This window comes from Candidatus Tisiphia endosymbiont of Temnostethus pusillus (genome assembly GCF_964264675.1).
In the GTDB taxonomy this organism is placed as follows: domain Bacteria; phylum Pseudomonadota; class Alphaproteobacteria; order Rickettsiales; family Rickettsiaceae; genus Tisiphia.
Map to the genome: position 1 here is coordinate 1,601,915 of NZ_OZ183472.1, position 13,294 is coordinate 1,615,208.

Here is a 13,294-nt window from a genome sequence, read left to right on the forward strand (position 1 = left end):
CAAATGATTTGGAAAATTGGATTTGAAAATGAGAAGTAGGCATGCGCTAGGCGTATACTCGGTGAACTTCAAGAATTGGCGTCGTCGTTATCAAAGATATGTGCTGCTCCGTTACTCATGTACGCTCTGCTGCTCGACTTTGCTACTGCCTAGCTCTTCTTGAAGTTGACCTTCGTGTCTACCCAGCCCTTGAAATCATAGCAGTATACATAAGGTACATGAATACGCGAATCCTTGATATTTTCAAAAAACAATTCTTCCAAGCAGAAGAGTACACTCCTTATTAAAGAGAATCTATCCTAAAGTTTTCTGATAATCGACCTCTTCCTGGTCCAATTTAGCTGCAAGTTTACGCATCCTATTCATGTAAAAGCCTGTTCCTGCTGGCACTAATCTACCAACTATGACATTTTCTTTCAACCCACGCAATTTATCAATTTTTCCAGCTATAGCAGACTCCGTTAGAACTCTTGTTGTTTCTTGGAAAGAAGCAGCAGAAATAAATGATCTAGTTTGCAGCGATGCCTTAGTAATACCTTGTAGGATTGGTTGGGCTTCAGCCGGTCTTAAACCATTATCTATAGCTTTTTTATTAATTTCGGCAAATTCACGATAATCTATCTTCTCATCAACCATTAATGTCGTATCCCCAGAATGGGTTACTTCTACTTTTTGTAACATTTGACGAATTATTACCTCAATGTGCTTATCGTCAATTTTTACGCCCTGTAAACGGTAAACCGCTTGGATTTCTCCCACCATGTAGCTTGTAAGAGCTTCCACTCCCATTACCTTTAAAATATCCTGTAGAACTGGATTGCCATCAATTAACATATCGCCTTTTTTTACAAAATCACCTTCATTAACAACAACATGTTTGCCCTTTGGTACCATATACTCAATTGCTGTAGTGTTATCACTTGGCTGAATAACAATACGCCTTTTTGACTTATAGTCTTTGCCAAATTCAACTCTACCATCTACTTCTGCAATAACAGCATGATCTTTTGGACGTCTAGCCTCAACAAGTTCAGCTACTCGTGGAAGACCACCAGTAATATCTTTTGTTTTGGTTGACTCCCTTGGAATACGTGATAAAATATCACCTACTGACACCTTAGCACCATCTTCAACATTTAAAATAGCATTCACTGGCATGTAATATCTAGCCTCCAAACCATTGGATAGCATAATAGTTTCTCCATTCTCATCAACTAATTGAATACGAGGACGTAACTCTGCTCCACGTGAATATTGTTTTGATTCAATTATAACTTTGCTAGAAATACCAGTTGCTTCATCAGTGATATCACGAATTGACACTCCTTCTACCATATCCTTGAATACAACCTTTCCAGATTTCTCGGTAATAATCGGAATAGTGTACGGATCCCTCTCTACTAATTTTTGTCCTTTTTTTACCTTATCTGAATCATCGGCTATTAATCTTGAACCATACGCTACTTTATGCCTTGCTTTCTCATTATTATTAGCATCCAATAATAATAACTCACATGAACGACCCATTACGATCTTACGTCCCTCAGAATCAACAACCACATTACGACCTAAAATCTTCACTTTTGCATCATGAGAGGCTTCTATTGAAGATATTTCAACACCTTTCGTTGCAGCTCCTCCAATATGGAAAGTTCTCATGGTCAGCTGAGTACCTGGCTCACCAATTGACTGGGCAGCAATCACTCCTATTGCTTCTCCAACTGATACTAAAGAACCAGTGGCTAGATCTCTACCATAACATCTTACACATATTCCATCAATAACCTCACATGTTAGAACAGATCTTACCATTACCACATCCAAACCAGAAGATTCGATTTCTTCTAATTTTGCTTCATTAATTAATTCACCGGCTGATAGTAATAATGCATTAGTAACTGGGTGATATACGTTAATCGCAACTGTTCTGCCTAAAATTTGCTCTGCGAGCGATACAATAACTTCACCACCATCGATAATACTTCTGACTTCTATGCCTTTTGTAGTTTGACAATCTTCATCAGTAATTATACAATCTTGAGCAACATCAACTAATCTACGGGTTAAATACCCAGAATTAGCTGTTTTCAACGCTGTATCTGCAAGACCTTTACGTGCACCATGTGTAGAATTAAAATATTCAAGGACAGTAAGACCTTCTCGGAAATTAGAAATAATCGGGGTTTCAATAATCTCACCTGATGGTTTAGCCATTAAACCACGCATACCAGCTAATTGCTTAATCTGTGCTGCTGATCCCCTTGCTCCCGAAGTAGCCATCATATATATCGAATTTACTTTCTGATGATTAGGCTTATTATTAACAGGTGTCATAGCAATTTCTTTCATCATGTCATTTGCTACTTTATCCGTACATTTAGACCAAGCATCAATCACTTTATTGTATTTTTCACCGTAAGTAATTAGACCATCAGAATATTGTTGTTCAAATTCTTTTACCTCAGTCAATGTTGAATTAATATGGCTATCTTTTGATTTTGGTACAACCATGTCGTCCATACCAAAAGAAATGCCTGAGGAACAAGCATATTTAAATCCAAGTTTCATTAGTTGATCAGCAAAGATCACTGTAGCCTTTTGTCCACAGTGGCGATATACCAAATCAATAACCGCAGATATATCCTTTTTAGTCATGGATTTATTTACAAACTTAAATCCAACATTATGATTACGTGGTAATAATTCTCCTATAATTAACCTACCAAAGCTAGTATCCACTATAGTTGATACAACCTCCCCTTCAATATTAAGCACATCGCGACGAAATTTTATCTTTGAGTGAATAGTTATTACCTTATTATACAAAGCATGTTCAATCTCCGACATGCTAGCAAAACTCATCCCTTCACCAGGTTCATTGTCAAAAACCATTGTTAAATAATAAAGACCTAGTACTATGTCCTTATCAGGGACGATAATCGGACGACCATTTGCCGGACTCAATATGTTGTTTGTTGACATCATAAGTACTCTTGCCTCAAGCTGAGCTTCAATTGAAAGAGGGATATGCACTGCCATCTGATCACCATCAAAATCAGCATTGAACGCAGCACAGACTAAAGGATGTAGCTGGATAGCTTTCCCTTCTATCAGTAAAGGTTCAAAAGCTTGGATACCTAAACGATGCAAAGTTGGTGCTCTATTCAACAACACTGGATGTTCACGTATAACTTCTTCTAAAATATCCCATACTTCTGATTTCTCAGCTTCAACCATTTTCTTAGCGGCTTTTATAGTGGTAGCAATTCCATATAATTCAAGCTTTGAATAAATAAATGGCTTGAATAATTCCAACGCCATCGTCTTTGGTAAACCACATTGGTGTAACTTAAGCTCTGGTCCCACAACGATAACAGAACGACCAGAATAATCCACTCGTTTACCAAGCAAATTCTGACGAAAACGACCTTGTTTACCTTTTAGCATATCACTAAGTGACTTAAATGGACGTTTATTAGTATTTTTCACTACTTTACCACGACGACCATTATCAAATAATGCATCGACCGATTCTTGTAACATCCTTTTTTCATTTCTGATGATAATATCCGGTGCTTTTAGTTCAAGTAGTCTCTTTAATCTATTATTTCTATTAATAACCCTTCTATAAAGTTCGTTAAGATCAGAAGTTGCAAACCTTCCTCCATCAAGCATAACTAATGGTCTAATTTCAGGTGGGATAACTGGCAGAACAGTCATAATCATCCATTCTGGCTTATTCTCAGATTCAAGAAAATCTTCAACTAACTTAAGTCTTTTAACAATCTTCTTCTTTTTAACTTCTGAAGATGTATTTAATAAATCTTCTTGCAAACTCTTCTTTAATTCAGGTAAGTCAAGTTCTGTAAGCATCTGCTGAATAACTTCAGCCCCAATAGAAGCAGTAAAACTATCTTCTCCGTACTCATCTTGTGCCTTTTGCAAACTGTCTTCTGATAAAAGGTCACCCTTTTGCAGAGCAGATAACCCAGGATCAACAACAACATAACTTTCAAAATATAGAACTTTTTCTAGATCCTTCATAGTCATATCTAGCAATGTACTAATCCTTGATGGTAAAGATTTCAAGAACCATATATGGGCAACTGGTGCTGCTAGCTCAATATGCCCCATTCTTTCTCTTCGGACTCTAGATGTAGTAACTTCAACACCACACTTCTCACAAGTGATACCACGATATTTCATACGTTTATATTTACCACAAAGACACTCATAGTCCTTCACGGGGCCAAAAATTCTAGCACAAAATAATCCTTCTTTCTCTGGCTTGAAAGTACGGTAATTTATTGTCTCAGGTTTCATTACCTCACCAAAAGACCATGAACGCACTTGATCAGGACTAGCAATATTAATTCTTATTTGATCAAATTGCTGAGTACTGCTTAATTGTCCATAAAAATTTGTCATCCCTGTTGTCATAAAGATTCTTCCTTAAAAAATTTTTCAGATATAGTTTAGTAAAAAGCCTCTTGGACCTTCTGTAGCAATTGCAAAAAATATCTTTAATCTGTGCTAGTATCCTCAAGCTTTACATTTAAGCACAAGGACCTGAATTCTTTGATCATCACGTTAAACGACTCAGGAATACCCGATTCAAAATTGTTATCACCTCGGACAATAGATTCATAAATTTTAATTCTACCAACCACATCGTCCGATTTTACAGTTAACATTTCTTGTAACGTATAAGCAGCACCATAAGCCTGCAGTGCCCAACACTCCATCTCACCGAATCTTTGACCTCCAAAATGCGACTTACCACCTAATGGTTGCTGAGTTACCAAACTATAAGGACCGATAGAACGAGCATGGATTTTATCATCGGCCAAATGATGTAATTTTAGGAAATATTTATAGCCAACTGTAACGGCACGATCAAAATACTCTCCTGTTCTACCATCAATCAACCTAATTTGACCTGATGGATCTTGATCTGCAAGGACTAGCGTTTCTTTTACATTCTCAACCTTTGCACCGTCAAAAACTGGGGTTGAAAAATATACCCCCTTATCGATATTATCACAAAACTCAATAATCTCTTGATTGGACATTTTCTTTATATTTTTTGTCGTTGAGTTATGTCCATATACCTCGGAAATAAAAGATTTAAGCTCTTCTACATCAATTTTTTTGTTATGAACTTGATCCAACATAGAAGATATTTTTTTACCAAGATTTACTGCCGCCCAACCAAGATGAGTCTCTAAAATCTGCCCAATATTCATACGTGAAGGTAAGCCAAGTGGGTTAAGAACGATATCAACTACTGTACCATCTTCTAAAAATGGCATATCTTCTTCTGGCATAATACGAGAGATAACACCCTTATTCCCGTGTCTTCCTGCCATTTTATCTCCAGGTTGTAACTTATGTTTAGTAGCAATGAATACTTTTACAACTTTAAGAGCACCTTGTGGTAAGTCATCACCACTTTGTAATTTCTCTACTTTGCTAGTAAAACACTTATTAAGCTTGTCTTGCTTTTCATCATAATGACGTTTAATTTGTTCAATTTCATTCATTACATTAGCATCTTCAACAATCAGTTGCCAAAATTGTCCTTTTGATAATGACTTAAGGGTTTGATCACTAATCAATTGACCGGATTTTACGGATTTAGGACCGCTAACAATTATTTGTCCTGTTAAAATCTTCTCTAAACGCATAAAAACAAAATGCTCTATGATTCGAAGTTCATCATCCCTATCTTTTGATAATTTTTCAATTTGTTGCTTTTCAATAGCTATAGCACGCTCATCCTTTTCTATTCCCCTACGAGAAAACACTCGTACTTCTACCACTGTACCAGTGATCCCAGTAGGAACACGTAAAGATGAATCCCGAACATCTGAAGCTTTTTCTCCAAAAATAGCTCTGAGTAATTTCTCTTCTGGAGTCATAGGTGACTCACTTTTAGGGGTAACCTTACCCACCAAGATATCGCCTGGTTTTATTTCTGCACCAACATATACTATACCGACTTCGTCAAGATGGCGTAAACTTTCATCACTAACATTTGGAATATCGCGAGTAATTTCTTCGGGACCAAGTCTTGTATCTCTAGCAATTATTTCAAATTCTTCAATATGAATTGAGGTATAAATATCATCTTTTACAATACGTTCTGATATTAAAATCGAATCTTCAAAATTATAACCATTCCATGGTAAAAAAGCTACTAGCACATTTCTACCAAGAGCTATTTCACCATTATCTGTACTTGGTCCATCAGCAATTACTTCACCTTTTTTTACATAATCACCAACGTTAATCAACGGCTTTTGATTAATACAAGTATTATGGTTAGATCTTTGAAATTTTAATAAATTATAAATGTCCACACTAGGTGATCCATCTGTTTTCTGCTCCTTAGTCCTTACCACTATTCTAGTTGAATCAACTTGCTCTACTATTCCATCATGCAAGGCTACAACTGAAACCCCAGAATCTTGTGCAACAATTCCTTCAATACCAGTACCAACTAAAGGGGCATCACTTCTAATAAGCGGGACAGCCTGACGTTGCATGTTTGACCCCATCAAGGCTCTATTAGCATCGTCATTTTCTAAAAATGGAATAAGTGATGCAGCAACGGAAACAACCTGCATCGGGGTAACGTCAATGTAATCGACTTCTAGAGGGGTAACCATAACAAAATTACCACCTTCAGTTCGACAGTTAATTAATTCTTCTTGTAACAAACCTTTTTGATCGACAACTGCATTAGCTTGAGCAATTTTATATTTTCCTTCTTCAATGGCTGACAAATAAACAACTTCGTCAGTTACATGACCATCCACGACTTTTCGATAAGGTGTTTCAATGAAGCCATGCTTATTAACTCTAGCATAAGTAGCCATGGAATTAATCAAACCTATATTCTGTCCTTCTGGTGTTTCAATTGGACAAATCCTCCCATAATGAGTAGGGTGGACGTCCCTCACTTCAAACCCTGCTCTCTCCCTGCTAAGTCCACCAGGTCCTAAAGCTGATAATCTTCTTTTATGAGTTATTTCTGATAATGGATTAGTTTGATCCATAAATTGAGAAAGTTGTGAAGTACTAAAAAATTCTTTTACTACAGAAACCAAAACTTTTGAATTTACTAAATCATGAGGCATAACGGCATCAAGATCAACCACCGACATTCTTTCAAGTACTGATTTCTCTATACGAACAAGACCAATTCTGAACTGATTCTCAATTAGTTCACCAACTGACCTAACTCTTCTGTTACCAAGGTGATCAATATCATCTATCGAACCTTTCCCATCTTTTAGCTCTACTAAAACTTTAAGAATATTTTTAATATCTTCAATAGTTAAAATAGCTGTAGATTCTGGTATATTAAGTTCCAATCTTGCATTCATTTTAATACGACCAACTTCTGAAAGATCATATCTTTCATGGTCAAAGAACAAGTTGTTAAATAATGTTTTAGCAGCTTCAATATTAGCTGGTTCTCCTGGTCTTAATACCCTAAATATGTCTATCAATGCTGATTCATAATTTTGATTTTTATCAGCAAATAAGGTGTTCCTTATGTAAGGACTTGATTGTGGATTTATAGCAAGTACATCGACAGACGGAATTTCAAGAGTCATAATAGAGTCCAGCATATCCATTGTGATCATTTCACCAATTTCGGCTAGTACCTCACCATTATCCGGATTAACAAGATCTTGTGCTAAATATTTGCCTACTAAATATTCACGTTCTACCAAAATATTTTGCACTCCATCTTTAGCAAATTTTTTAGCCAAACGAGGTGTAATCTTCTGACCAGATGCAAGTATGACATTGCCGGTATCCGCATCCACTAAGTCATTAACTAGCCTATGAGCAGTTATAGACTCAGGTATAAACTTTGTTGCCCAGCTTGCATTTTTGGTAAAACATGTTACCGTATCATAATAGAATTTTATAATTTCATTGGTAGACATTCCAATGGCTCTAAGAAGAGTAGTAGCATAAAGCTTTCTTTTCCTATCTATTCTAAAGTAAACAATATCTTTAGCATCAAATTCAAAATCTAGCCATGATCCTCTATAAGGTATAACTCTAGCAGAATATAGAAACTTCCCTGAAGAATGAATTTTCCCATCATCATGATAGAAAAATACGCCAGGTGACCTATGCATCTGTGATACCACCACTCTTTCTGTACCATTAATAATAAAAGTACCATTCTTTGTCATTAGGGGAATATCCCCCATATAAACTTCTTGTTCTTTAATACCTTTGATTTCTCTTGCTCCAGTATCTTCATCAATATCCCAAATACTTAATCGCAATGTAACTTTAAGAGGAGCAGCATAACTAAGACCTCTTTGAGTACACTCTTCGACATCATATTTAGGATTATCAAATTCATATTTAGCAAATTCTAAATATGCAATATTAGAGGGGTCGTGAATCGGAAAAATTGAACTTAATACTGATTGTAATCCTCTGTTTTCTCGCTCAGAATCTTTAACTCCTAATTGTAAAAAACCTTTTTCATAAGAATTTTTCTGAACCTCTATCAAATTTGGTATAGACGCTACCAAATTTATGTGACCAAAATTTTTTCTTACGCGTTTGCCAATTGATAAGGATTGCGTTGTCATATAATCTCCCGATTAATGCTTTTAATAATTTTTTATTTTGAAACCAAGTAAAAATCTACTTCAAACTTGGAATCTCACATATTACAATAGTCTCAATGTCCCCCTACGAAAGTAGCAAGGTCTAGAAAAAGCCTAGAAGGCTACTTTTTTAGATTCCACTACCTACGCTGAGATAATAGACTTGCTGCATAAATCAAAGATAGTTGAGGGATTTTTAGGAGAAACGAAGCCGGCTACCTTCGCGTACACAGACGTACGTGAGGAGCGGAGGCGAGTTTCGACGACAAAATCACCAACTAGATTGACTTATGCAGTAAGTCTAATATAGAGTTTGCTTATCCGTGTATCATACCTCGGATAACATCAACCCTAATAAAGATAACATTAAATTTGCTACTAACTTGTTACATCAAATTCAGATTATTTAATTCAAAATTAAACTTTAATTACCAATTTCTTTACCTTAACATAAACTAAATTGTTATACTCGAATGATCTGAAGAATGGGGACAACAAACAAAGGGTAAGCAAACGCAACTTAGTAAACCGTTGTTCGTACGCGAAATCCCCGCAAGTATTTGCGAAAACAATTCTTCAAAGCAGAAGAGTATACCTTAAATTTCTTTTTTAGTATTCTATATAAACTCCAAATAAAGATAAAAATCTAAAAAAGCTCGATTTAAAAATATTACTTGAATGATTTAAAGAATTAGAGCATAAAACAAGAGGGGAGCGTAGCATATGTACATTAGGAATAAAAACATGCGAATACTCTGTAATTTTGCGAAACCAATTCGTTAAATTATTCAAATATAATAGGAGTGTACTTAAATGATTTGAAGAATGGGGACAATAAACAAGGGCTAAGCGAACTAGGCGTACATCTAGTACGTAAATACACAAATACCCGAAATTTTGCCACACCAATTCTTTAAAGTAGAAAAATATACTAAAATGTACAAATCTGTTTCTTATCTTCATCTGATTCAGAATTTTGGATAAATAAATACAAAGACCTATTAAAGCAAAAGAACTTTGTCTTAAAAGTTTTATAAGTTTTTGTACAAAATGTAATAGTTTATACGGGTATGATAACATATTTAGCAACATAACTCGTAAACCAAATAGAATATCACACAACAAGTTCATTTCCATTATTAACAATACAAACCTAGATTTAGTCCCAAAATGTTTCTACCAATCTATGTATATTCTAAATCTTGCGGTATATACTTAGGTAGAACTTCAAGAATTGGCGTTCCTGCGACCAAAGATCGAAGCTGCCTAGTTTTACTCATGTACGCTACGCTGCTCGACTTTGCTACTGCCTAGCTCTTCTTGAAGTTATACTATCGTCTACCAACTCTTCATTTACGAGCAGTATACTCGAATGTGACTCTAAATTGAATTTGAAAATGAGGGGCGAGTCAATGGAGCGTACATAAGGTACGTGAGTACACGAGTCCCTGATATTTTCAAAAAATAATTCGGAGTCACATTCGAGTATACATATATTTATTATTGTTTTGCTTTATAAAGAAAGGCTATCACAAAACTACTACATGGGTATAACTTAAGCAGCCTAAGTATACTCTTCTGCTTTAAAAAATTGTTTTTTAAAATATCAGGGACTCGTGTACTCACGTACCTTATGTACGCTCCATTGACTCGCCCCTCATTTTCAAATCCAATTCTCCAAATCATTCGAGTATATCATCGCTGTGACGGTTAATGTCATTCCTGCCTACACGGGAATGACATCTTTTTTGTTAAAATACTGCTTAACAATAACAACCCTGTGCTTAAGTTAATACCCATAAATGGGGATTCTCATACTTACAAATGTACGCTTAATCTTTTACCCCTTTGTCCCTCTTTATCACTATACTCTATAATTAACTTAGAAAGTTATCCTAACAACCTTCACAGAGCCTAATTAATATGAACTTACACAAACAAGTTTTTAATACACCCCTAAAATAAACTCTAGGTTTTCCCGCCCGATGGTATACTCAATTACTTTAATTCAATTTTTGCTCCAGCTGCTTCTAATTTTGCTTTAAAACTTTCAGCATCTTCTTTATTTACACCGGATTTAATAGTTTTTGGGGCAGCATCTACTAACTCTTTAGCCTCTTTTAAGCCAAGACCAGTAAGTTCTCTAGTTACCTTAATTACTTCTATTTTTTTATCACCACTACTGACTAAAACAACTTCAAACGCTGTCTTTTCAGCTACTGCTTCTGATGCTACAGGACCCGCCACCTGTGCTACAGGAGCTGCAGCTGTTACACCCCATTTTTCTTCTAGCATTTTTGCAAGCTCTGCTGCTTGAATTACTGTAAGTGTTGACAATTGATCTACGATTTTTACTAGGTCTGTCATAATTTTCTTCCTTTTAAAACTTTTTTATTAAATTATTCTTTATTTGCATAAGCTTGAAAAACTCTAGCAAGCTTGGCTGCAGGAGCTTGCACCACACCAGCAATTTTAGTTGCAGGAGCTTGTACCATACCAATAATTTTGCCTCTAAGCTCATTTAATGAAGGCAATTTTGCAAGTTGCTGTACAGAATTCGCATCTAATACTTGATTATTTACTAAACCACCAACTATTTTCAAACATTCATTAGTTTTAGCAAATTCTACGACAACTTTTGCAGCTTCAACAGGGTCTTCAGAATATGCAAAGGCTGTCGGACCAACAAGCAAATGTACAATATCACCAATACCAGCCTTATTTGCTGCTATTTTTGACAAAGTATTTTTAACTACTTTGAACCCCGCATTTTTTGCTTTAAGAGACCTACGCAGTAGAGTTACTTGACTAACAGTAAGTCCATGATAATGAGTAATTATCACGGAATTTGACCGTTTATACACCTCTTCAAGTTCTACGACAAATTCATGTTTCTCTGATCTTAACACCTTAACTCTCCTTGTCGTATTTTACGATATACTTGCTAAATCTATTTTTACTGATGGACTCATAGTAGAAGATAGATATATTGCTTTTAAATAATTTCCTTTAGCACCAGAAGGCTTTGCTTTAACTACAGCAGATATTAAAGTTGATGCATTATCTAGCAAATCTTGTTTGGAAAATGATAATTTACCAATTCCAGCATGAATAATACCTGCCTTTTCAACCCTATACTCTACTTGACCACTTTTGGCATTTTTAATTGCCGTTACGATATCGGTAGTTACAGTCCCAAGTTTTGGATTTGGCATTAAGCCCTTTGGACCTAAAATTCTTGCCACTGCACCTATTGCTGGCATCATATTTGGTGTTGCAATACAAACGTCAAAATTAATTTTTCCTGCTTTAATATCATCGATAATTTCTGTAGAACCAGCAATATCTGCTCCAGCCGCTTTAGCTTCTTCTATCTGCTCATCCTTACAAATCACTGCAACTCTACTAACTTTACCGGTACCAGCGGGTAGTGCCACAACACCACGCACCATTTGATCCGAGTGCTTAGGATCTACCCCTAATTTCATCACCATTTCCAAAGTAGAGTCAAATTTAGTATAAGACACAGACTTGAGTAGCTCTATTCCTTCTGCTAAAGTGCGGTTGCCAACTAGAGCTACTTTTTTTCTTGCTTCTCTAATCTTTTTGCCACCAACTAATTTTTTATCAACTAACATACATTAATCTCCTACCACTTCAAGACCCATAGATTCAGCAGTACCACGAATAATTTTAGCGGCAGCTATTAAATTATCAGTATTAAGATCTACCATTTTAATTTTTGCAATTTCAATGCAATCTGACATGGTAACCTTACCAACAAATGCTTCTTTTTTAGTAGCACTGGAACCTTTAGGAATTTTAGCAAATTGTTTTAAGTAATACGATGCTGGAGAAGTCTTAGTTACAAAAGTAAAACTATTATCTTCATAAGCAGTAATCACGACTGGGATAGGAGTCCCTGGTTCAATAGCTATCGTCGCAGCGTTAAACGCCTTACAAAACTCCATAATATTAAGTTTCTTCTGACCAAGTGCAGGACCAATAGGTGGGGATGGATTAGCCTTACCTGCTGGCACAGTTAACTTAATATAAGAGGTTATTTTTTTTGCCATTATAATCTTATCCTTACTTATTTAATTAATAGCTTTATTCAAGTGAGCCTTGTCAATACACTCTCGTTCCTAGCTAAAAGCATTGCCCGCATGAATCATTAGTATGTCATTCCCGCTTCGGTAAGGAATCCATAATATCTAATAGCCTTTGCAGGCTATTTTTTGGATTCCCGCTTTTAGCTAGGAATGATATCGTTTTTGACCTTGTAAGTACCATACTAACGTTACCGTTTTTGATCCACGCTAGCAAAGCATTCCCACGTAGGCAAGAATCTAAAAAAGCAGCCTAAAAGACTATTAGACCCCAGCTTACGTTAGGATTACATCACACGGTAATATTATATCGAATTCAGCTTAACCTCAGTTCGATAACAAATTAATACTAGGCTTAGTATCATCCCTATTAGTGCTAATGTCACCCCGCGTAGGCAGAGGTCTAAAAAAGTCTAAACAACCTAGAAGGCTCTTTTTAGATACCAGCTTACGCTGGGATGACATAGAGTTTGCTTAAGTTGACACTCATGCACCTTTAGCTAGGATGCTAGGGACAATAAACTGCATACTCTTCTG

6 protein-coding genes are annotated in these 13,294 nt (G+C 35.9%); all 6 read right to left on the reverse strand.

Going from position 1 to position 13,294, the window contains the following annotated elements; all coding sequences use genetic code 11:
* Positions 1 to 294: 294 nt before the first annotated feature.
* Positions 295 to 4,440, reverse strand: coding sequence for a DNA-directed RNA polymerase subunit beta' (gene rpoC, locus ACFEL2_RS07310; protein ID WP_375331903.1), 4,146 nt, complete (start codon positions 4,438 to 4,440; stop codon positions 295 to 297).
* A gap of 83 nt (positions 4,441 to 4,523) precedes the next feature.
* Positions 4,524 to 8,630 carry a DNA-directed RNA polymerase subunit beta gene (gene rpoB / locus ACFEL2_RS07315; RefSeq protein ID WP_375331904.1) on the reverse strand — a complete coding sequence of 1,369 codons (4,107 nt, stop codon included), beginning with the start codon at positions 8,628 to 8,630 and terminating at the stop codon, positions 4,524 to 4,526.
* 2,016 nt (positions 8,631 to 10,646) lie between these two features.
* Positions 10,647 to 11,015 (reverse strand): 50S ribosomal protein L7/L12, encoded by a 369-nt coding sequence (gene rplL, locus ACFEL2_RS07320; protein ID WP_341747236.1) that lies wholly within the window; start codon positions 11,013 to 11,015, stop codon positions 10,647 to 10,649.
* Between the two features lie 32 nt (positions 11,016 to 11,047).
* Positions 11,048 to 11,557, reverse strand: coding sequence for a 50S ribosomal protein L10 (gene rplJ, locus ACFEL2_RS07325; protein ID WP_341751673.1), 510 nt, complete (start codon positions 11,555 to 11,557; stop codon positions 11,048 to 11,050).
* Between the two features lie 21 nt (positions 11,558 to 11,578).
* A complete protein-coding gene (gene rplA, locus ACFEL2_RS07330) occupies positions 11,579 to 12,286 on the reverse strand; it encodes a 50S ribosomal protein L1 (RefSeq protein WP_341751672.1) in 708 nt (235 codons plus the stop codon).
* Between the two features lie 3 nt (positions 12,287 to 12,289).
* On the reverse strand, positions 12,290 to 12,724 hold the full coding sequence (gene rplK / locus ACFEL2_RS07335; RefSeq protein ID WP_341751671.1) for a 50S ribosomal protein L11: 435 nt from the start codon (positions 12,722 to 12,724) through the stop codon (positions 12,290 to 12,292).
* Positions 12,725 to 13,294: the final 570 nt, after the last annotated feature.

What these genes read in the sequence shown, in the direction of transcription:
- rplA (WP_341751672.1), bottom strand. Translation starts at nt 12,286, where the DNA reads ATGTTAGTTGATAAAAAATTAGTTGGTGGCAAAAAGATTAGAGAAGCA.
- rplK (WP_341751671.1), bottom strand. Translation starts at nt 12,724, where the DNA reads ATGGCAAAAAAAATAACCTCTTATATTAAGTTAACTGTGCCAGCAGGT.
- rplL (WP_341747236.1), bottom strand. Translation starts at nt 11,015, where the DNA reads ATGACAGACCTAGTAAAAATCGTAGATCAATTGTCAACACTTACAGTA.
- rpoB (WP_375331904.1), bottom strand. Translation starts at nt 8,630, where the DNA reads ATGACAACGCAATCCTTATCAATTGGCAAACGCGTAAGAAAAAATTTT.
- rpoC (WP_375331903.1), bottom strand. Translation starts at nt 4,440, where the DNA reads ATGACAACAGGGATGACAAATTTTTATGGACAATTAAGCAGTACTCAG.